The sequence below is a fragment of the Lutibacter citreus genome, from assembly GCF_003260195.1.
Lineage (GTDB): Bacteria > Bacteroidota > Bacteroidia > Flavobacteriales > Flavobacteriaceae > Lutibacter > Lutibacter citreus.
On sequence record NZ_QEIH01000006.1, the window covers coordinates 263,644 to 286,978 of the forward strand.

Here is a 23,335-nt window from a genome sequence, read left to right on the forward strand (position 1 = left end):
TTAAGACATAAAAAAACCACAATCCTTAAGAAAAGAATTGTGGAATATAGCAGTTGACCTACAAGGACTCGAACCTTGACTGACGATACCAAAAACCGGAGTGCTACCATTACACCATAGGTCATTTTGCGGGTGCAAATTTAGTGGAAAGTTTGAATTCTGCAAATAAATTTCAACTTTTTTTTCAACTTTTTTTTAAAACATAGAGTTTTAGTACATTATTAACTAATAGTACAAAGCTTATTTTCAATAATTACGTTTAATTTTATTAAATTCGCCACGTACAAAATAAACCATATGAATTCATTCAATTTTACTAAATGGAACACCATTCTTGGATGGGGTACATTTGCTATTGCATTAATAACCTACACCCTTACTTTAGAACCAACAGTTAGTTATTGGGATTGTGGAGAATATATTTCTACTGCAGTAAAATTAGAGGTAGGGCACCCACCAGGAGCTCCTCTATTTCAAATGTTAGGTGCATTTTTTGCCATGTTTACAAGTGAAGTAACCGAAATAGCAAAAATGGTAAACTTTATGTCTGCTTTAGCAAGTGCTTTTACCATTTTATTTATGTTCTGGACAATTACAATTCTTGGGAGAAAATTAGTGAATAAGTCTAACGAAATTTCGTCAAGTTCATCTATTGCTGTTTTAGGAAGTGGTGTAGTAGGAGCATTAAGTTACACATTTTCAGATAGTTTTTGGTTTAGTGCAGTTGAAGGTGAAGTATACGCAATGTCTTCTTTTTTAATGGCTCTATTATTTTGGCTAGGCTTACGATGGGAAGCTCAAATAGGAAAACCAAATGGCGATAAATGGTTATTATTAATAAGTTTTGTAGTTGGTTTATCCTTTGGTGTTCACATACTCTCTCTTTTAGTAATTCCTTCAATTGTATTTTTATACATCTATAAAAAATATAAAAACTTAAATCCAAAACAATTTATTTTAGCAAATATTGCTTCAATTTTAGTCCTTGTTTTTGTATTTAAAATGCTATTTCCTTATACTTTAAAATACTTTAGCGCCTTAGAATTGTTCTTTGTAAATTCAATAGGATTGCCCTTTAATTCTGGAACTATTATTGCAGGAATATTGTTAATTGCTGTTTTTTATTTTGGATTAAATTATACCCACAAAAAAAATAAAGTAGAAGCTAATACATTAATTCTATCTATATTATTTATAATGATAGGTTTTTCATCTTGGCTAATGTTGCCTATTAGAGCAAATGCAGATACTACCATAAATGAAAATAATCCGTCAAGTGCGCGAGAATTATTAGCCTACTATGATCGTGAACAATATGGTGATGCAAACGTATTTTACGACACCTATTACTCAGTTGTTTTTAATAGAGATATTGATGAAAACAACCCAACAAAAGACGACAAACCGAAGTACGAAAAAAACGAAAAACTAGGTAAGTATGTTATTGTTAATCATTACAAAGATGCACTTCCAAATTACAGTGACAAACACAAAGGTTTTATTCCTAGAATGGTAAACCCTAGCGCTTCAGTAGTTAAAAATTACAAAGCTATTGCCGGAATTCCTCAAAACAGTAAAAGAAGACCAACATTTATTGAAAACATCAAATTTATGCTTGATTTTCAATTTGGGTATATGTATGGAAGATATTTTTTATGGAATTTTGTAGGAAGACAAAATGATGAACAAGGTCAGTTAGATTTACAAAATGGAAATTGGATAAGTGGAATTAACTTTATTGATGAAATACATTTAGGTCCGCAATCTAAATTACCTTCTGAAGTTAAAAATAATAAAGGAAGAAATACTTATTATTTCCTTCCATTAATACTAGGTCTTATTGGGTTCTTTTTTCATCTTAAAAAAGATAAAAATGACTTTTACGTATTACTATTATTCTTTGCTTTTACAGGTTTAGCCATTATTTTTTACACAAATCCAAAACCATTTGAACCACGTGAACGAGATTATGCAGTAGTAGGCTCCTTCTATATTTTTGCAATTTGGATAGGGTTTGGAGTATTAGCTATATTTGAAAAACTAAAAGAATTTGCCAATAAAAACACGGTTGCAATAGCTGTTTCAGTTATTTCATTGTTAGCCGTTCCTACTTTAATGGCGTCACAAAATTGGGATGACCATGACAGATCTAATAGATATACATCTCATTTAAATGCAAAAGCTTATTTAGATTCTTGTGATGAGAACGCAATATTATTTACCATTGGTGATAACGATACTTTTCCTTTATGGTATATGCAAGAGGTTGAAAATTACCGAACTGATATGAAGCTTGTAAATACTAGTTTATTTCAAACCGATTGGTATATAGACCAAATGAAACGGAAAACCTATAAGGCTGATCCTATCCCTTCTCAATTAACTCATGACAAATATAAATGGGGAACTTTAGATGTGGCTTATTATTTTCCAGAATTATTCCCTCAATTAAAAGATTCTGTTGTTAGTATTGATTATTTCATGAAATGGGTTGCAAGCGATAAAGACATCACTTATTATGATTTAGATGATGATGGAATTAAAGAAAAAGTGCTCCCTGCAAATAAAATTAGAATTCCGGTAAACAAAGAAACTGTTTTAAAAAATGGTATTGTAGCCCAAAAAGATGCAGATTTAATTGTTCCTTATATTGATATTAAATTTGAAGGAGCATTAACAAAAAATAGAATTTTAATGCTAGATATTTTAGCAAATAATAACTGGAAGCAACCAATCTATTTTACAGGTGGAGCTCAAGCAGATGAAGAATATATTTGGCTAAAAGATTATCTACAATTAGATGCAATGACCTATAAATTGGTTCCAATTCATACTCCAAATAAAGGTAACTTTTTTGAAATGGGTAGAATTAACACAGACATTATGTATGAAAATGTTAAAAATTGGGATTGGCGAAATATTACAGATGACAACATCTATTTAGATGTTGAAACCCGAAAAAACTCAGTGACCTACAGGAACAATATGGAACGTTTAGCAAGAGAGTTAATGAAAGAGAAAAAGTTTGACAAAGCTGAAGAAATTCTTGATATATCTCTAGAAAAAATGCCCGTTAATAAATTTGGACACTATAGCATGTTAATTTCTTATATAGACTTATACTACGGTTTAAATAAGCCGGAAAAAGCAAGAAAATTAGTTGCTGAATTAAAAATAATTTTTCAAGAAAGATTAACATATTACAGCCAATATGATGAAAATAATATTGATACTGTATTTGATGAAATTGAGAGAACATTTTTAATGTATGATCAATTGGTCAGATCTTCAGTTAAATTTGAGGACGATGAAGAATATGGTAATAAAATTAAAGATGAATATGTTGTATTTTTAAAACTATTCGACTTTTTAATGCCTAATAAAGAAACAGCTCAATAATGAAACCTTACTTTATTAAAACTCCAAAACTTGTTAAAATCATTTTCAATAAATGGTTTTGGAGTTTTAATAAAAAAGAAAAAACAATATACCTAACTTTTGATGATGGTCCAACTCCTGAAATTACAGATTGGACATTAAATGAGCTCAACAAGTTTAATGCAAAAGCAACCTTTTTCTGTATTGGTAAAAATGTAGTGAACCATCCTGAAATCTTTAAAAGATTAACTGAAAACAAACATGCTATTGGAAACCATACCAATAATCATTTAAATGGCTTTAAAAATTCAAAAAAAGAGTATTTAACTAATTTTCAAAAAGCGGATACAACTTTATCTCACAATAGTTCAAATCTGTTTAGACCTCCTTATGGTAAATTAACTCTAAAACAAGCAAGAAACATTAGGAAACAAGATTATAAGATAATTATGTGGGATGTATTAAGCGCAGATTTTGACCAAACTATAACTCCTAAAAAATGTTTGGAAAACGTTGTTAAAAACACAAAAAACGGAAGTATTGTTGTTTTTCATGATAGTATAAAAGCAAGCACCAATTTACAATATACGTTGCCTAAAATATTAGAATATTACACAGCCAAGGGCTACAGTTTTAAAAGTATAAATTAACCTTTTTTAAACGTATTGTTGCACTAAACTAATTAGTGAATTAGCATCTTGCTCTCCAGACTGCCTCCATTTCATTTCACCATCCTTATAGATAATAAATGTTGGATTTCCCTTGATTCGTAATGCATTTGCCAACATTTCATTCTTTTCAATATCAATCTTAATCACTTTAGCACTATCTCCTAATGCTGCAGCAACATCACGCAATATAGAATGTAAACTATCTGTACCGTCTTCCCACTCTGTATAAAAATCGATTAAAACAGGAATCTCAGAGCCAATTAATTCTCCAAATTTTGTCATGAATTTTTAATTTTTTTTCTCTTCAGCTTCAAAATAACTAAAGTTGCTTATATACAAATGTAACATTTTAATTTAAAAAACTATAATTACTTCTTTTTCAAAGTAATTACTGTAATTTCAGGCCAAATTCCTACCCTTCCTGGAAAAGCTAAAAAACCAAAACCTCGGTTCACATTTATATACCGCCCAAACTCATTGTAAATTCCTGCCCAATATTTATAAATATATTGTACAGGACTCCATTTTATCCCTGGAATTTCTATTCCAAACTGCATTCCGTGCGTATGCCCACTTAAAGTTAAGTGGTAATTATTTGAGTGGTTTTTAACCTCCTGCTCCCAATGAGAAGGGTCGTGGCTCATTAAAATTTTAAAATCATTTTTATCTATTTTTGATGAAGCTAATTGTAAATCTCCTGCTTTTTTAAATCGTGTACCCCAATTTTCAACACCTATTAATGCAATTTTATCTGCCCCTTTTTCTAAATAAATGCTATCATTTAATAATAAATTAAAACCTATTTTTGGGTGAATATCCTTTATTAATTTAAAATTTTGTTCCTTTTCTTCTATGGTTTTCCAACTAACATATTCTCCATAATCGTGATTTCCTAAAACTGAAAACTTCCCATCTTTTGATTTAAGTTTACTAAAAAGAGGAATCCAAGGAACCATTTCATCGGCAGTATTATTTACAATATCCCCTGTAAATAAAATCACATCAGATTCTTGCTCATTAATTAAATCTATACCAAGACTTATTTTAGCCTCATCATCAAAACTACCACTATGTATGTCTGAAAGGTGCGTTAATTTATAACCATCAAAAGCTGTTGGCAAATCATTAAAGTATAGCGTATGTTTAATTACTTGGTAATTGTATTTTCCTTTTACCATTCCATATAAAACAGAACTGAATGGTATTGCCGCCAAACCTAAAGCTAGTTTGCTTACAAACGATCTTCTTTCAGGAAAAAATTCAGATGTTTTAGAGATTCCAAAATAATTAAATCCGGTTTTAAAAACTCTAAAAATATCTTCACCAAATAATACTAAAAGTGCAACTATTTTTGGTGTTAACACTAAAATTAATAACCCAAACGCAAGCATTACTTGCTGGCTTAACCCTTTGGATTCTCCAATAGAATTAATACTATAAATTACATTAGCTATTACTACTATAGAAACTAACCAATAACTAATAAACACAATTTTATTTCTTGTAATTGTTTTTATACTTTGAAAAGCATAAAAATCTATAAAAAGTACAATTACTATAAAAATGAACCATCTAACCATAAAAACAAATCTAACTTTATTTTATGATTCTTATAGAATTGTATTTTAAAATTATGAGGTATTTAACACTTGTTACTTAGCAATTTAACTTTGTGAAAAATCTATTTGCTAACATTTATCATATTTTAAATTGTATGTTTGCGAATTAATAAATACTTAACCCCTAAAAAAATTATCATGAAATTAACCGTTATTAAAAAAAATTATCACCCCTCTTCACTCATTTTAGTGTATTCTTTTTTATTTTTAACCACTTTTAGTGCATTTTCACAAGTTGGTATTGGAGAAACATCTCCAACTGCTGTACTACATTTAAAAGCAGGCACAACAACTACAGGAACGGCCCCCTTAAAATTCACAACACAAGTAAGCCCACTAACAACAATTGAAGAAGGTACTATGGAGTATGTTGGTCACTCTCTTCAATTCTCTCAATTTTTAAAACGTAGAGGTATTGCTATGAGTGAAGATGTTAGAATAGAAACTACAGATTTAATAAATACCACCTCTGAAACCTCCCCTCCACTTGCAATTGTTCAGCATGGTCCTAATTATCTTGAAGTTGGAAAATCAGAAGAGACAGTAATAAGAGGAATTATTGAACAGAAAAGCAATAATGGTAATTTAACCTTTCGCGTTAAATATGCAGGTACAACAATACATACCTTAGAAACAGAAGACCTTAAAGGTATCTCTTCTAATACTCCTTTTGTACTTACAATAATAGCAACTTGCCGAAGCATAGGAACTAACGGATCAATACAAATAAATTCATTTTTAGAAGTAGCAGGAGAAAAACCTGTAGGTGGAAGTACTTTAGTAAACCCTATAAATACTAAATTAGAGGAAGACACAACTATAACAGCTAAATGGAGTGTTGCAAATACATCAAATAGTTTAACTGTTGAGCAATCTAGAACCTTATGTATAGAACCCAATAAATAGTATAAAGATTTTTAAACTAGTAAAAGACTATTTGTTTTAACAAAAAATTCCAATCATCAAGATTTTAAAATAGAAATATTTCCCTATTAAAATAAAAAATACCTCGAAAAATCGAGGCATTTTTTATTAATTTATTACCAAATTAAGTGAAACTGTCAATACTCTTCCGTTAGTACCACCATTTCCGTCTCCATCTCTATATTTTTCAACCCACACTTCAATAAAATCACCTTCTTCTAGCTCTACAGAACCAACAATAGCTAAAGCTCCTACATCAAAATTTGCTCCGACCTCTCTATACACTCGGGTACTTTCAACTACGGTTGCATTTGTATCTCCATTATTTCCTTTTGCTATATAAAATATAAATAAATCATCAAGTAAATTACCCTGAAATGACAAACTTGTATTAATATTGAAATACCTCTTTTTTTCACCATTATAAACAAGTCTATTTTCTCCCACTGCTGAAAATCTAAACAAATTAGTTGAATTTGTATTACCTGACAATTTTGTACGACTACTAGTCCCTGTATCATTAATTGAAAATGTTGTTGGAGTTCCAGAACCAACAGACCCGTTTAAATTAATATCACCAATTGCAACATCGTCTTTTTCTGTAAGTATTCCCGGGCACTCAACCTCCCATTTATCATTAAATTTATATCCAGCATAAATTTCGGGTGCATACCCCGCAACTCTAGTACCAACACCTGAAAAGCTAACTTCAGACAAGGATGCAGAAACTGTAATTGTTGGGTTTGCACTCACATCCACCCCTGTTTCTCCAGTATCAGCAACTACCCTTCCATTAGCAATTTGTAAATTTCCAAACGTTCCAGATAGCTTTAAAAAAGTTCCTGAATTACTACCTGTCCAAAATATTTTATCCATAAAAAAAGAAGTAATATTAGAAACATCAAAACCATTATTACTACTTGTAACTTGTAATACTTCAAAAAAGACTGAAAACAAATCAGAAATTATTCCAAGCGAAGAAGCATTTTTTACTAGAACGCTATATGCTGCAACACTGCCAGCTCCAGCACCACCTGTAATATTAAAAACTTGCTCACCTCCACCTTCAATCACAAGATCTTTAAAACGTGCTCCTTTTGCACCAATAAAAAAAGTTGATCCTGACCCATTTCTCAAAATATCTTCTCCCGTATCTCTACCAATAATATTAGCACCATTTAATTCTATAGGTTTATCAAAAGTAATATCACCATTAATTTCATAAGTAAAACTATCTGATAGTAGATATTTAGAATCACCTCCATTTGATAACTCATCAGCCAAATCCGCAACACTTTTAACTAGTTTATAATTATCTCTTTGAATAGCTCCTTCTAATTTCACCCATACACTACCATTAAAGTAATAAAATGAATCCTCAATAGTATCAAAAACAAGCAAACCTTTTGCTGGACTAGAAATACCTGTTCGTTGAGTACTTGTCATTCTTGGTGTTAAAACACCTTGTGTAGTTGAGGTCAAATCTAAAACAGAGGATCCATGGGGGCTTGTAGTTCCTATTCCTACTTGAGAAAATATACTCAAGTTAAAAAACACCAATAGCATAGCTATTGATAATATTTTTTTTGATTTCATAAGTCTTTTTGTTTTAATTAATTAAATTTCAGGGTTTTACTAGGGTTGATTTGCGCTAAACATAATACATTATTTTTTATTAAAGCAATATTTAAATATAAAAACCACTATTTTTTAGGAATTCTCAAAAATTATATAATCTAACATATATATTTTGCATATTTCATAAATATTTGAGTCACAAACAATTATGAAATCGTATATTCAAATTGTTTTCATACCTTTGAACTTTTATAATTTGTATGTACCCCTTATAATTATAATAAAATTTAAACCCCAAATAATATGACTCCCCAAATAAAAAACTCAATCTTTTTTGTTGCTTTTATACTTACATCTTTTTGCTATGGGCAAGATTTAAGCATTGCAAGCTCTGAATCTATCACAATAAAAAACGGAACAACCTTCTATGTAAACGGCTTAGGATTAACCCCTACAGAAGATCTTACAATTAATGGAGTAAACGCAATTACAAAAACATCCACAGCTTTATCAGCTGAAACTATTGAAAGGGTTTTTACCTTTGATAATTTTATATCAGGTTTTAAAGGAGAACTTGTGTTATTTTATGAAGATACAGAATTAAATGGCCTAACAGAAGGCGACCTTGTTCTACAAGTTAAAAACGATTTAGGTGCTTGGAATCCATATTCAGGTACACTTAACACTACGGATAACACACTAGCTTTTACATTTGGATCTCTTGTGAATTTCTCAACTGTAACTGCAAGTTCTCCTAGCGCTACATTAGCTATTAAAGATTTTGCTACATTAGATTTGCAAGTTTACCCTAACCCTGCAGTCTCTATGGTTAATATAAATACAAAACTAGATATTGAAATTAAGGTTTATGATACTATTGGACAAATGATTTTACAAACACAAGAAAAATCAATAGATATTTCTCAACTAGCAAGAGGTTCATATTTTTTTATAATAAAAGACCTTTCAACTAGCGCTTTAAATTCTTACCAAATTGTAAAAATTTAATATTTATAAAAATACGATTACCCACAACTTAAAAATATTACTTTATAATTCCATAAATTTATTTTATATATAAATTTGTAAAAGACATGCTTTAATGCATTGTTAAAATTGATTTTATTACTTTTACTCAAATTAAAAATTTCAATTTAACTAGCAATGTCTTCAAAAAAACGCCTTTTCTTATTAGATGCCTTCGCCTTAATATTTCGTGGTTATTACGCACTTATTAAAAACCCTCGAATTAACTCAAAAGGAATGGATACTTCCGCTATTTTAGGATTTACAAATTCCTTATTAGAAGTAATTAAACGAGAAAAACCTGATCATTTAGCGGTTGCTTTCGATAAAGGTGGTTCACACAGTAGAAATGAAGCTTTTCCCGAATACAAATCTAACCGACAAGAAACTCCCGAAGCCATAAAAATTGCAGTTCCTTACATTCATAAAATTTTGGAAGCTATGCATATTCCAATTATTGAAAAAGAAGGTTTTGAAGCAGATGATTTAATTGGAACCCTGTCTAAACAAGCAGAAAAAGCAGGTTTTGAAACATATATGGTTACTCCAGATAAGGATTTTGCGCAATTGGTATCGGAAAATATTTTTATGTATAAACCAGCCCGAATGGGAAATGGTATTGAAATTTGGGGAATTCCTGAAGTTCAAAAAAGATTTGAGGTTGAAAGACCTGAACAAGTTATTGACTATTTAGGAATGATGGGGGATGCTGTTGATAATATACCCGGACTTCCTGGTGTTGGAGACAAAACTGCTAAAAAGTTTCTAAAACAATATGGAAGTATGGAAAACCTATTAGCAAACACTCATGAGCTAAAAGGTAAAATGAAAGAAAAAGTTGAAGCCAACAAAGAACTTGGTTTACTTTCTAAAGAATTGGCAACAATAATATTAGATTGCCCTGTTCAATTTCATGAAGATGATTATTTATTAAATCATCCAAATACCGAAAAAACCAATGAAATATTTAAGGAATTAGAGTTCAGAAGAATTGCTGAAAGATTACCATCAATATTTAAATCTTTTCCAGCTTACGGACAAGAAGTAATAGAGAAAATAGCAGAACCAACTACTCAAAACTCAACTGCTACACCAACTCAACAATTCGATTTATTTTCAACACCAAACGAAGAAACTACTGAAACACCCTCGGGATATCTTTCAAATGATAATACCAGTCATTTTTATCAATATGTGAATACTTCACTGTCAAAAAAACTATTTTTAAAAAAGCTACAAGAAAAAACTTCAGTTGCATTTCATATTGAAACTATTGGTAACAATAGTTTTGAGTCTCAAATTATTGGAATTTCATTTTCATATGAAAAAGGAAAAGGACATTATATTCCAATTTTCAGCAATGAAGAAAATGATAATTTAAACCTACTTAAAGATTTTTTCGAAAATGAAAAAATTGAAAAAATAGGTCAAGATTTAAAATATGCAATTAAAGTTTTACACAAAAACAATATACAATTAAAAGGAAAATTATTTGATACGCAATTGGCTCATTACCTAATACAACCCGATATGCGTCATGATTTAAATGTACTTTCTGAAACTTATTTAAATTACCAACCAAAACAATTAACTGACCTTATTGGTAAAAATGGTAAAAATCAACTTTTAATTCAAGATATTACTCTTGAAAAACAAACACAATATGCGGTTGAAATCTCAGATATTACTTTTCAATTAAAAGAACTTTTTGAAAATGATTTGGAAAAATTAAATCTTACTAGTTTATATAATGACATTGAAATTCCTGTATTAAGGGTTTTAGCATCAATGGAATTAGAAGGAATTAAATTAGATGAATCATTTTTAAATTCATTATCAGAAAAATTAACAGAAGACATTAACAAATTAGAAAGTACAATTTATGCTGAAGCAGGAATAGAATTTAATTTAGCATCTCCAAAACAATTAGGCGACGTACTTTTTGACCATTTAAAACTTGTTGAAAAACCTAAAAAAACAAAAACGGGCCAATATGCAACAGGAGAAGAAATCCTATCTAAATTAGCTTCAAAACATACTATTGTTCAAGAAATTTTAGAATGGAGAGGTTTGGTAAAATTAAAAAACACCTATATTGATGCATTACCAAAAGAGGTAAACAAAACAACAGGTAGAGTGCATACAACTTATAGCCAAGCAGTAGCTTCAACAGGAAGGTTAAGCTCTAACAATCCCAACCTTCAAAATATCCCTATTAGAACAGAACGAGGCAGACAGGTTAGAAAAGCATTTGTTCCAAGAGATAATAATTACACTTTAATAGCAGCAGATTACTCGCAAATTGAACTTAGAATAATTGCAGCCTTAAGTGAAGATGAAAGTATGATTCAATCATTTAAAAATGGAGAAGATATACACGCGGCCACAGCAGCAAAAATATTTGGAATTGAACTTAGTGAAGTAACCAGAACTCAACGTGGCGAAGCTAAAGCTGTAAACTTTGGTATTATTTATGGCCAAGGAGCGTTTACATTAGCGCAACAATTAAATAAATCAAGAAAAGAAGCAAAGGAATTAATTGACAATTATTACAAAACATTTCCAAAATTAAGCGAATACATATCTAATCAGGTAAATATTGCCCGAGATAATGGTTATGTAGAAACTGTTTTAAAAAGAAGACGAAATTTAAAAAACATCAATTCTCACAATGCAATTGTTAGAGCTGGTGACGAAAGAAATGCTGTAAACGCACCAATTCAAGGAAGTGCAGCTGATATTATAAAAATCGCAATGATTAATATTCACAAATTTTTAACTGAAGGAAATTATAAAACCAAAATGTTACTGCAAGTACATGATGAATTGGTTTTTGATTTACATAAAGATGAAGCTTCCGAATTAAAACAAATTATAAAAGAAAAAATGGAAAATGCCTTTAAACTTTCGGTTCCATTAACTGTAGATTTAGGTGAAGGAAAAAATTGGTTGGAAGCACATTAATACTAAATATTTCAAAATTTAAGTTAATCCATTTTTAATCATTACTTTAAGTAATATATTATACTAAGCATATAACATAAAACGTCTCTATTAAATTCAATTATAAATAACTGTAACTTACTGTTTATTATATAAATAATAATTGTACATTTGCACTCCCTTTTTAGAGGGATAAAATAAATGTTTAACTATAACAAAGAATTTAATTGTGAGTAAATTAAGTTACAAAACAGTGTCAGCTAACAAAAATACCGTTACTAAAGAGTGGGTATTAGTTGATGCAGACGGCCAAACGTTGGGTCGTCTAGCTTCTAAAGTAGCAATGCTAATTAGAGGTAAATACAAGCCAAATTACACTCCTCACGTAGATTGTGGAGACAATGTAGTGGTTATCAACGCAGAGAAAATAAAATTAACTGGTAAAAAGTGGACTGACAAATCTTACATTCGTCACACAGGATATCCAGGTGGTCAAAGATCATTAACTGCAACAGAAATGTTTGAAAAAGACCCAACACGTCTTATTGAAAAAGCAGTTAAAGGTATGTTACCTAAAAACATTTTAGGGAGTGCTTTGTTCAGAAACTTATATGTTTATGCAGGAGCAGAACATAAACAAACTGCCCAATCACCTAAATTAATTAACGTAAACACCGACCTTAGATAATTATGGATACAATTCACAAAATAGGTAGAAGAAAAACAGCTGTTGCTCGTGTTTATGTTTCTGACGGAAAAGGAAACATTACCGTAAACAAAAAAGAATATAAAGATTACTTTACTACACCACATTTGCAATATAAAATTATGCAAGCATTAAATTTAACTGATAATGCAGAAGCATTTGACATTAAAGTAAATGTATTTGGAGGTGGTATTACTGGTCAAGCAGAAGCTATTCGTTTAGCTATCTCAAGAGTTCTTATTGAAATAGACCCTGAACACAGAACTATTTTAAAACCAGAAGGATTACTTACAAGAGATCCAAGAATGGTTGAACGTAAGAAATTCGGTCAAAAGAAAGCAAGAAAAAAATTCCAATTCTCAAAACGTTAATCGTTTTATACAATTATTGGTACACCAATTTACTTGGTGGTTCATTGAAATTAAAAATAAAGTTGTCGTTGATCAGTCAATGACTGTACAAAGTTTAGCATCCAAATAGGGAAGATCGTTTTATCGCTACTTCCCTATTGCTAAGTCTCAACGGAACGTAAACTAAATACAAATGGCAAATATTGAAATTAAAGAATTATTAGATGCAGGTGTACACTTTGGTCACCTTACTAGAAAATGGGATCCAAACATGGCTCCTTACATTTATGGAGAACGTAATGGTGTTCATATCATTGACCTTTACAAAACTTCTGCTAAAATTGAAGAAGCTGCTGAAGCTTTAAAGAAAATAGCAATTTCTGGTAGAAAAATCCTTTTTGTAGCTACAAAAAAACAAGCAAAAGAAATTATTTCTGACAAATCTAAAAGTGTTAACATGCCTTTCATTACTGAAAGATGGCCTGGCGGAATGTTAACAAACTTTATTACTATTAGAAAAGCTGTTAAAAAAATGGCTACTATTGATAGAATGAAACAAGATGGTTCTTTTGATGCACTTTCAAAAAGAGAAAAATTACAAATTAACCGTCAACGTGAAAAACTTGAAAAGAATTTAGGTTCTATTACTGATATGACACGTTTACCAGGAGCAATTTTTGTTGTTGATGTAAAAAAAGAACATATTGCTATTGCTGAAGCTAAAAAATTAAACATTCCAATTTTTGCAATGATCGATACAAACTCTGATCCAAGAGGAATTGATTATGTTGTACCTGCAAATGATGATGCTTCTAAATCTATTGAAAAAGTATTAGGTTTTATTATTGATGGTGTTGCTGAAGGTTTAGCTGAAAGAAAAGCTGGTAAAGACAAAGTTGCAGAAGCAAAAGCTGAAGCGAAAACTGAAGTAAAAACTGAAGTAAAAAAATAATTATTGTAAAATAGTTGAACCCTAGTTCAACAAAAAAGATTTATAAAATGGCAAAAATTACGGCCCAAGAAGTAAATAAATTAAGAAAATCTACCGGAGCTGGTATGATGGACTGTAAAAATGCACTTGTTGAAGCAGAAGGAGATTTTGACAAAGCAATTGAAATTTTACGTAAAAAAGGACAAAAAGTTGCTGCAAAAAGAGCTGATAGAGATTCTTCAGAAGGTGCTGTTATAGCTAAAGTAAATGCTGATAACACTAAAGGCGCAATCATTTCATTAAACTGTGAAACTGATTTTGTTGCTAAAAATGATGCTTTTGTTGCTTTGGCTCACGAATTTGCTACTATTGCACTTAACACTAATTCAAAAGAAGAGTTTTTAGCTGCTGATTTTGGAGGAATGACAGTTGCTGAAAAATTAATTGAGCAAACTGGTGTAATTGGTGAAAAATTAGAAATTGGTGGTTTTGAAGTTGTTGAAGGTGGTTTTGTAGGTTCTTACATTCACGCTGGAAACAAAATTGCTGCTGTTGCTGCTTTATCTGATAACGTTGATGGTGCTGATGTAGTTGCTAAAGATGTATCAATGCAAGCTGCTGCAATGGGAGCTTCTATATTATCTTACAAAGATTTTGATCCTGAATTTGTTGCTTCAGAAACTGAAGCTAGAATTGCTGTTATTGAAAAAGATAATATTGAATTAGGAAGATTAGGAAAAACATTAAAAAATATTCCTACATTTATTTCTAGATCTCAATTATCTGATGAAGTAATTGAAGCTACTAAAGTAAAATTACAAGAAGAACTTAAAGCTGAAGGGAAACCAGAAGCAATTTGGGATAGAATTCTTCCTGGTAAATTAGAAAGATTTATTTCTGATAATACTACTTTAGATCAAGAACAATGTTTACTAGATCAAAACTTTATTAAAGACGAGAAAAAAACCGTTGCTGAGTACGTAAGCACTATTGGTGTTTCTGTAACAGGATTTAAAAGAGTTTCTTTAGCTTAATAAAGTACTTGAAATTATATATTAAAAGCCTCGCAAATTGCGAGGCTTTTTTTTTGATAAAATGTTTCAATTTTTACTTTAACCAGTAAAATAATTATAAAAGAACATTTTCAAAAAGTTACGTAGTAACAATAATTTAAATTTTCTTATAAATTAAACTGAAGTATTACTTAAAGAGAATATGAGTATTTGAAATTACATTTTAAATATTAAATAAATTTTATCCTACTATTTCATATATTTGCATAACTTTCAAATGAATTATGACTTATAAACGAATTTTACTAAAATTAAGCGGTGAAGCACTAATGGGCGAACGCCAATACGGAATTGACCCTAAAAGACTAAAAGAATACGCTATTGAAATAAAAAAAGTTGTTGATAAAGGCGTTGAAGTTGCAATTGTTATTGGTGGAGGGAACATTTTTAGAGGTGTTGCAGCAGCTAGTAATGGTATGGATAGAGTTCAAGGCGACTATATGGGTATGTTAGCTACTGTAATTAATAGCTTAGCACTACAAAGTGCACTTGAAGAAGAAGGTATTAATACACGATTGCTAACTGCAATTAAGATGCAACAAGTAGCCGAACCATTTATTAAACGTAGAGCTGTAAGACATTTAGAAAAAGGTAGAGTTGTAATTTTTGGAGCCGGAACAGGAAACCCTTACTTTACAACTGATACAGCGGCGGTTTTAAGAGCTATTGAAGTTGATGCTGAAGTTATTTTAAAAGGAACTCGTGTAGATGGAATTTACAATGTTGACCCTGAGAAAGATAAAAACGCCATTAAATTTGAAAATATTTCGTATAAAGATGTAATGAATAAAGGCTTAAAAGTTATGGATATGACTGCTTTTGCCTTGAGTCAAGAAAATAATTTACCTATTATTGTATTCGATATGAATACCAAAGGAAATCTTGAAAAAGTAGTTTCTGGTGAAACTATTGGTACCAAAGTTGATAAATAGATAATTAATATAATTTTTTCAAACATGAATGAAGAATTAAGCTTCATAATAGATAGCACAAAAGAATCAATGCAAAATGCTATTGAGCATTTAGAAAAGCAATTTAGAAACATTAGAGCTGGAAAAGCAAGTCCATCTATGTTAGGAAGTGTTACTGTAGATTATTACGGCTCACAAGTTCCATTAAGTCAAGTTGCCAATGTTGGAACTATGGATGCTCATACAATAACTGTACAGCCATGGGAAAAAAACATGCTTCATGAAATTGAAAAAGCAATTATGATAGCTAACCTAGGATTTAACCCTATGAATAATGGTGAAATTGTTATTATTAATGTCCCTATTTTAACTGAAGATAGACGTAAAGATCTTTCGAAACAAGCAAAGGCTGAAGCTGAAATTGCAAAAGTGAGTGTTAGAAATGATCGTAGAGAAGCAATGAATGAAATTAAAAAAACCGATGCTTCTGAAGATATGAAAGCTAATGCCGAAGTTGATATTCAAAAATTAACTGATAAATATAGCATTGAAATAGATAGTTGTTATAAAGTAAAAGATGCAGAAATAATGAAAGTTTAACTATCTTAAATTTATCATAAAAGCAAAAAGCACTCAATCGAGTGCTTTTTTAATAAACTATATTTGTTCACATCACAAAAATTACAAAATGAGAAGGGTACTTTTTATCATTTTTATTATTCCCTTAATAGCATTTTCTCAAAAACAAATTCAGGGTGTTGTAATTGATGGTGAAACAAAAAGCCCACTTCCATTTGCTTCAATAGTTACAAATACAGGTTTTGTAACATTAACTAATGCTGACGGAACCTTTTTAATCAAAACAAAAAATCCATTTAACACTCTAAAAATATCATATATAGGGTATGAAACCTTTTCTGTTTCAGTAAACTCAGATAATAAATATCTTAAAGTAGAATTAAATACTACTGTTGAAAGTTTAAATGAAATTTTAATTACAGCTAAAGAAAACCCTGCGCTAAATATTATTAGAAATGTTATAAAAAACAAGCCTAAGAATGACATAGAAAAATCTTTAAACAGTTTTAAATTTAACACTTACAATAAGATTTTAGTAACTGCAAACCCAGATTCTATTGACGGTAAAATAGATTCTGTTTTTATTGTTTCAAAAAACGGAATTAAAGAATTTGAAAAACTTGACTCTTCTAATTTTAAATTTAAGAAGGATATTATAAAACAACATCTTTTTATTTCAGAAAAAATTTCAGAATATAGATTTCAAAAAGGAAAAAAGGAAAAAGAATTGGTTCTTGCCTCTAGAATGGCCGGGTTAAAACAACCAATTTATGAACTTTTAGCCATAACGTTTCAAGACCTTTCATTTTATAATGAAGTATACACCTTAGCAGGTACAAAATACACTAACCCTATAGCAAATAATGCTCTTAAATTATATAATTACAAAATTTTAGACACTGTATTTAACGGTGTTAATAAATCCATTTTAATTCATTTTAAACCAAAACATAAGAAAAAATTTCTTGGCATTGAAGGTGTTTTATACATAGATTCTAAACAATTTGCAATTACAAAAGCTATTGCTGAATTAAAAGGTATGGTAAATGTAAAGGCAACACAAAACTATAGCTTTAATAAAAGTTTTAATATTTGGTTCCCAAAGGATATGAATGTTGTTTTAAAAAAGGGTGAAAATGATGAAAGAATTGCTTTATTTGGAGGTGCCGTAAAAGTATCTAAGGACAAGAGAAAGGATTCAATTATTAACACCAAAGAAAAAGATGAAAGTGATATTACCTATTTTATATCAAAATCCAGTAATTCCAACATTTTAATAAACACACCTGTTGTTGTAAAAAACTCATCCGCTACAATTGATTTTATGGATGATGCCAACAAAAAATCAGAATTATTTTGGAATTCATATAGAACCGATTCCCTTTCTAAAAGAGGAGAAACAACTTATACCTTTTTAGATAGTTTAGCAAAAAAAGAAGGTGTTGGTAAAAAAATAAATATAGCTAGAAATATTTTAAAAGGCTACTACCCTACTAAATTTATAAACCTAAATTTAGGTAAGATTTTAAACCTAAATAATTATGAAGGATTACGGTTAGGTTTTGGAGGGGAAACTAATAGTAATTTTTCTAACACGTTTAAAATAGAATCTTATGTTGCTTATGGAACTAAAGATAAGGACTTTAAATATAGTTTTGGAGCATCAACTCGTTTAAACAAAAATTCTAACACTTGGTTAGGAGCTAAATTCACAAATGATTTAAAAGAAGCAGCTGCCCTTAATTTTATAAAAGAAAATAATTCCTTTTCCCCAATTAATCCTAGAAATTTAAACATTGATAAATTCTACAACTATAAAACTATTAGCGGATTTTTAAAACATGATTTTCAACCAAATTTAGAAACTAAATTTCAATTCAGTACAGGAGATTATTTACCAGTTTTTGATTATAACTTCATCTCTCCAACAAAAAATATTATTGAATATACATTATCAACTGCCACTATTGGATTTCAATACAACCCAAAAAGTGAATATATGAATTCGCCTTTGGGAAAATTAACAATTAAAAATAGATATCCACAATTCACTTTTCAAATAACTAAAAGTTTTGAAGACTTATTTGAAAGTGATTTTGAGTTTACTCAATTAAACATCAGAGTTTTTCATAAAATAAATAGATTAAGAAAAGCCCAAACTACAATTCTAGCAGAAGGTGGTATTGTATGGGGAGAAGCTCCAATTTCACATTTATTTAACTCAACACCTAATTATACATTTAAAAGTCCGTGGGCAAAACGTATAACTTTTGCGGGTAAAAACAGTTTTGAAACAATGGGCTATAACGAGTTTATTTCTGATAAATTTGCATCTGTACATATAAAACATCATTTAAAAGCCTTTAACATAAGCACTAAATTTAAACCACAACTTACTTTGGTATCTAGAGCTGCTATTGGATCAATACAAAACCCACAATATCATTTTGGTTTGCAATTTAAATCCTTAAATAAAGGATATTTAGAAAGTGGTTTAGAATTTAATAGTTTACTTAAAGGATTTGGTTTAAGCGCATTTTACAGATATGGTGCTTATAAAAATGAAGAATGGAGCGATAATTTAGCTTTAAAATTAACCTATAAATTAAGACTTGGTTTTTAATAATCATCTAATTAAAAGCTAAACTATTTTATTACCTTTGCAAAAATTTTTTTATGGGTTTTTGGAATCAGGTTTCAAGATTAATTTTAAAAGGGAGATTTGTTATATTAATTATAATAGCCGCTTTCACGTATTTTTTATCTACACAAATGGAAAACATGCGTTTTTCATACACAGAAGCAAATCTGCTTCCCGAAAACCATGAAGTAAACATTAATTATGATAAGTTTCTTAAACTTTTTGGAGAAGAAGGAAATTTAATAATTTTAGCTGTTCAAGATTCAACAATTTTTACGGCAGATAAATTTAATGCTTGGAATGAGTTATCTAAAAAACTTAATGCATTTAATGAAGTAGATTTTACGGTTGCCATTGGTGATATTCAAAAATTGAAAAAAAATTCTGCTGAACAAAAATTTGTTGTTGAACCATTATATGACAAAATCCCAACTACAAACCAGGAAGTTTTAAAAATTAAAGAAGACCTTTTTGAGAACCTACCCTTTTTTGATAATTTTCTTTTCAATAAAAAAACAGGAACAATTAGAACTGTGGTTTATATGCATAAAGATATTGTTAACACTGCAGCCAGAAAAGATTTTATTTTTGATTCGTTAAATCCAACCATAGAACAATTTGAAAAAGACAACAACATAGATGTTCGCATATCTGGTATGCCATATATACGTACTATGAATGCCCAAAATATAATTGATGAAATAGGTATGTTTGTTGGTCTTGCCCTTGCAGTTACCGCAATTATTTTCTTTTTCTTTTTCCGTTCTTTTAGAGCTACATTTATTACGTTACTTGTTGTTAGTATTGGAGTAATTTGGGCTTTTGGTTTTATTGGTTTATTTCAATATGAAATAACTGTATTAATGGCTTTAATACCTCCTTTAATAATTGTAATAGGTGTTCCTAATGCTATATTTTTAATTAATAAATACCAGCAAGAAGTAAAAAAACATGGAAACCAAGCAAAATCATTACAACGTGTAATATCAAAAATTGGTAATGCAACGTTAATGACAAATGTTACTACTGCCTCTGGATTTGCAACCTTCATTTTTACAAAAAGTCAGTTACTTAGAGAATTTGGAACAATAGCTTCTATAAATATTCTAGCCATTTTTGTACTTGCATTACTAATTATACCAATATTGTATAGTTTTTTGCCTTTACCTAAAGAAAAGCATTTAAAACATTTAGAACGTAAATGGATTGATGCAATAGTTAAATGGATGGAATCTATTGTTAGAAACCACAGAATTGCTGTTTATATTACTACTACTACAATTATTATTATTAGTATGATTGGAGTTTATATGATAAAAGTTTCTGGTAGTTTAATTGAAGACATGCCAAAGGGCAAACAATTTTTTAAAGATATAGTGTTTTTTGAAGAAGAGTTTGGGGGAATTATGCCGTTAGAAATTTTAATTGACACCAAAAAAGAAAAAGGCGTAATGAAACTTTCCACACTAAAACGTATGGATGAGTTGAACGAAACTATTGATGAAATTCCTCAATTATCAAAATCTATTTCCGTTTTAAACATAGTTAAATATTCAAAACAAGCTTTTTATAGCGGCAAACCTGAATATTACCAACTCCCTAACAATCAGGAAAAGAACTGGATACTTTCTTATATGAAAAATTCCAGTGGAAATTCAGATTCAGACATGTTAAAAAGTTATGTAGATTCAACAGGAAGATATGCTAGAATTACCACTTTCATGAAAGATATTGGTACTGATAAAATGGCAAAAATTGAAGATCGCTTACAGCAAAAAATAGATAAAGAATTTCCTAAAAAAGATTATACCGTTTCTATGACAGGTGGAGCACTTGTGTTTTTAAAAGGAACCACATTTTTAATAAACAATTTGGTAATATCACTGTCGTTGGCAATTATTTTAATTGCAGTATTTATGGCATTTATGTTTAGATCGTTTAGAATGATTTTAATTTCACTTCTACCTAACATTTTTCCATTATTAATAACTGCAGGACTTATGGGATATTTAGGAGTACCTATTAAACCATCAACTATATTAGTTTTTAGTATTGCTTTTGGTATTTCGGTAGATGATACAATTCATTTCTTAGCAAAATACAGACAAGAATTAAAAGTAAATAATTGGAGAATTAAAGAATCCGTTTATGCTGCCTTAAGAGAGACAGGAGTTAGTATGTTTTACACTTCAATAGTGTTGTTCTTTGGTTTTTTAGTATTCACTGTTTCAAGTTTTGGAGGAACAATTGCATTAGGAGGTTTAGTTTCAATCACTTTATTATTTGCAATGATTTCCAATTTAATCCTTTTACCGTCATTATTGCTTTCTTTAGAAAAAAGTATTGCCAATAAAAAAGTTTTTAAAGAACCTATTTTAGATATTTTACCTTCGGAAGATGAAAATGAAGATGTATAAAAACGTTAAAATTCTCTATTAAAATTTTTACTTTTCATTGGTAACTTTCCTTTCCAACTTTCATTAGTTAATGTATATTTGTTATTCCTAAATTTCAGATATGATTAGAAATAATGTAGCGGAACTTTTAAGTTCAAAAAATTACTTACAAGAAGTAAATTTAAAAGGATGGGTTAGAACTTTTAGAGCAAATAGATTTATTGCTTTAAATGATGGGTCTACAATAAATAATATTCAATGTGTTGTTGATTTTGAAAAAACAGACGAGAGTATCCTTAAACAGGTTACAACAGGTGCTGCAATTTCTATTACAGGAACACTAACAGAGAGCCTAGGAAAAGGGCAATCAGTTGAAATACAAGTTTCAAAAATTGAAGTATTAGGGACATCCAATCCAGATGAATATCCAATTCAACCAAAAAAACATAGTTTCGAATTTTTACGTGAAAATGCTCATCTAAGAATTAGAACTTCAACATTTAGCGCAGTAATGAGATTAAGATCTGCATTATCATTTGCAGTTCATAAATATTTTACAGAAAATGGATTTTACAATTTCCACGCTCCAATTATAACTGGTTCTGATGCTGAAGGTGCAGGTGAAATGTTTCAAGTTTCTACTTTAGGCTTAGAAAATACACCCTTAAATGAAGATGGAAAAGTTGATTATAGCAAAGACTTTTTTGGAAAAGAAACAAACTTAACGGTTTCAGGTCAATTAGAAGCTGAAACTTATGCTATGGCCTTAGGGAAAGTATATACATTTGGGCCAACTTTTAGAGCCGAAAATTCAAATACAACACGCCATTTAGCAGAATTTTGGATGATTGAACCAGAAGTTGCATTTAATAATTTAGATGATAATATGGATTTGGCAGAAGATTTTATTAAATCTGTAATTTCATATGTTGTAGAAAATTATCCAGATGATTTAGCTTTTTTAGATAATAGACTAACACAAGAAGACAAAACAAAACCGGCAATTGAACGCAATGACATGTCTTTAATTGAAAAATTAAAATTTGTTGCTGAAAACAATTTTAAACGAGTAAGTTATACTGAAGCAATAGATATTTTAAGAAACTGCAAACCTAACAAAAAGAAAAAATTTCAATACATTATTAATGAATGGGGCGCAGATTTACAAAGTGAACATGAGCGTTATTTAGTTGAAAAACACTTTAAATGTCCAGTAATATTATTTGATTATCCAGCAAATATTAAAGCTTTTTATATGCGTTTAAATGAAGACGGAAAAACAGTAAGAGCAATGGACGTTTTATTCCCTGGAATTGGAGAAATTGTTGGTGGTAGCCAACGTGAAGAGCGTTTAGACGTCTTAAAACAAAAAATAAGCGACTTAAATATTGATGAAAAAGAGCTTTGGTGGTATTTAGATACTAGAAAATTTGGTACAGCTGAGCATAGTGGTTTTGGCTTAGGATTTGAGCGTTTAGTTCAATTTGTTACCGGTATGGGAAACATAAGAGATGTAATTCCATTTCCAAGAACACCGCAAAATGCAGACTTTTAAAAGTAACACAAACAAGAGTCGTTTTCATTATAATTTGTTTTTTGTATTTTTATA

17 protein-coding genes and 1 tRNA gene are annotated in these 23,335 nt (G+C 29.7%); 14 read left to right on the top strand and 4 right to left on the bottom strand.

Annotated features, from left to right (window positions below; translation table 11 throughout):
* Positions 1 to 53: 53 nt before the first annotated feature.
* Positions 54 to 124 (bottom strand) — tRNA-Gln (locus DAD81_RS13980).
* A gap of 173 nt (positions 125 to 297) precedes the next feature.
* Here DAD81_RS13980 and DAD81_RS13985 point away from each other — a divergent pair.
* Both DAD81_RS13985 and DAD81_RS13990 read left to right on the top strand, forming a co-directional pair.
* The gene (locus DAD81_RS13985; RefSeq protein ID WP_111708899.1) at positions 298 to 3,399 is read left to right on the top strand and encodes a glycosyltransferase family 117 protein; all 3,102 of its coding nucleotides are present in this window, start codon (positions 298 to 300) and stop codon (positions 3,397 to 3,399) included.
* The gene (locus DAD81_RS13990) at positions 3,399 to 4,028 is read left to right on the top strand and encodes a polysaccharide deacetylase family protein (RefSeq protein ID WP_111708900.1); all 630 of its coding nucleotides are present in this window, start codon (positions 3,399 to 3,401) and stop codon (positions 4,026 to 4,028) included. The genes DAD81_RS13985 and DAD81_RS13990 overlap by 1 nt, the downstream gene beginning before the upstream one ends.
* Positions 4,029 to 4,034: 6 nt before the next feature.
* Here DAD81_RS13990 and DAD81_RS13995 read toward each other — a convergent pair whose 3' ends face one another.
* Both DAD81_RS13995 and DAD81_RS14000 read right to left on the bottom strand, forming a co-directional pair.
* Positions 4,035 to 4,331, bottom strand: a complete 297-nt coding sequence (locus DAD81_RS13995; RefSeq protein WP_111708901.1) for a thioredoxin family protein — start codon at positions 4,329 to 4,331, stop codon at positions 4,035 to 4,037.
* 86 nt (positions 4,332 to 4,417) lie between these two features.
* The gene (locus DAD81_RS14000) at positions 4,418 to 5,629 is read right to left on the bottom strand and encodes a metallophosphoesterase (RefSeq protein WP_111708902.1); all 1,212 of its coding nucleotides are present in this window, start codon (positions 5,627 to 5,629) and stop codon (positions 4,418 to 4,420) included.
* 177 nt (positions 5,630 to 5,806) lie between these two features.
* Between DAD81_RS14000 and DAD81_RS14005 the strand changes: the two genes are divergently transcribed.
* Positions 5,807 to 6,574: a hypothetical protein gene (locus DAD81_RS14005; protein WP_111708903.1), complete on the top strand. Its 768-nt coding sequence runs from the start codon at positions 5,807 to 5,809 to the stop codon at positions 6,572 to 6,574.
* Positions 6,575 to 6,700: 126 nt separating this feature from the next.
* Here DAD81_RS14005 and DAD81_RS14010 read toward each other — a convergent pair whose 3' ends face one another.
* The gene (locus DAD81_RS14010; RefSeq protein WP_111708904.1) at positions 6,701 to 8,188 is read right to left on the bottom strand and encodes a cell wall anchor protein; all 1,488 of its coding nucleotides are present in this window, start codon (positions 8,186 to 8,188) and stop codon (positions 6,701 to 6,703) included.
* Positions 8,189 to 8,473: 285 nt separating this feature from the next.
* On the opposite strand from DAD81_RS14010, the gene DAD81_RS14015 reads away from it, so the two are divergent.
* The 11 genes from DAD81_RS14015 to asnS all read left to right on the top strand — a co-directional run bounded on the left by DAD81_RS14015 (position 8,474) and on the right by asnS (position 23,281).
* Complete coding sequence (locus DAD81_RS14015) at positions 8,474 to 9,178, top strand: T9SS type A sorting domain-containing protein (RefSeq protein WP_111708905.1); 705 nt, start codon at positions 8,474 to 8,476, stop codon at positions 9,176 to 9,178.
* Positions 9,179 to 9,334: 156 nt separating this feature from the next.
* Positions 9,335 to 12,160, top strand: coding sequence for a DNA polymerase I (gene polA, locus DAD81_RS14020; RefSeq protein WP_111708906.1), 2,826 nt, complete (start codon positions 9,335 to 9,337; stop codon positions 12,158 to 12,160).
* A 208-nt stretch (positions 12,161 to 12,368) separates the two neighbouring features.
* Complete coding sequence (gene rplM, locus DAD81_RS14025; protein ID WP_111708907.1) at positions 12,369 to 12,827, top strand: 50S ribosomal protein L13; 459 nt, start codon at positions 12,369 to 12,371, stop codon at positions 12,825 to 12,827.
* Between the two features lie 2 nt (positions 12,828 to 12,829).
* Positions 12,830 to 13,216, top strand: a complete 387-nt coding sequence (gene rpsI / locus DAD81_RS14030) for a 30S ribosomal protein S9 (RefSeq protein ID WP_111708908.1) — start codon at positions 12,830 to 12,832, stop codon at positions 13,214 to 13,216.
* A gap of 172 nt (positions 13,217 to 13,388) precedes the next feature.
* Positions 13,389 to 14,147: a 30S ribosomal protein S2 gene (gene rpsB, locus DAD81_RS14035; RefSeq protein WP_111708909.1), complete on the top strand. Its 759-nt coding sequence runs from the start codon at positions 13,389 to 13,391 to the stop codon at positions 14,145 to 14,147.
* A gap of 47 nt (positions 14,148 to 14,194) precedes the next feature.
* A complete protein-coding gene (gene tsf / locus DAD81_RS14040) occupies positions 14,195 to 15,160 on the top strand; it encodes a translation elongation factor Ts (protein WP_111708910.1) in 966 nt (321 codons plus the stop codon).
* A gap of 263 nt (positions 15,161 to 15,423) precedes the next feature.
* Positions 15,424 to 16,131: a UMP kinase gene (gene pyrH / locus DAD81_RS14045; protein ID WP_111708911.1), complete on the top strand. Its 708-nt coding sequence runs from the start codon at positions 15,424 to 15,426 to the stop codon at positions 16,129 to 16,131.
* Between the two features lie 24 nt (positions 16,132 to 16,155).
* Complete coding sequence (gene frr, locus DAD81_RS14050) at positions 16,156 to 16,710, top strand: ribosome recycling factor (protein WP_111708912.1); 555 nt, start codon at positions 16,156 to 16,158, stop codon at positions 16,708 to 16,710.
* An 88-nt stretch (positions 16,711 to 16,798) separates the two neighbouring features.
* On the top strand, positions 16,799 to 19,312 hold the full coding sequence (locus DAD81_RS14055) for a DUF5686 and carboxypeptidase-like regulatory domain-containing protein (protein ID WP_111708913.1): 2,514 nt from the start codon (positions 16,799 to 16,801) through the stop codon (positions 19,310 to 19,312).
* A gap of 53 nt (positions 19,313 to 19,365) precedes the next feature.
* A complete protein-coding gene (locus DAD81_RS14060; protein WP_111708914.1) occupies positions 19,366 to 21,747 on the top strand; it encodes an efflux RND transporter permease subunit in 2,382 nt (793 codons plus the stop codon).
* A 100-nt stretch (positions 21,748 to 21,847) separates the two neighbouring features.
* Entirely contained in the window at positions 21,848 to 23,281 is a 1,434-nt protein-coding gene (asnS, locus tag DAD81_RS14065; protein WP_111708915.1) for an asparagine--tRNA ligase, read from the top strand.
* Positions 23,282 to 23,335 lie beyond the last annotated feature (54 nt).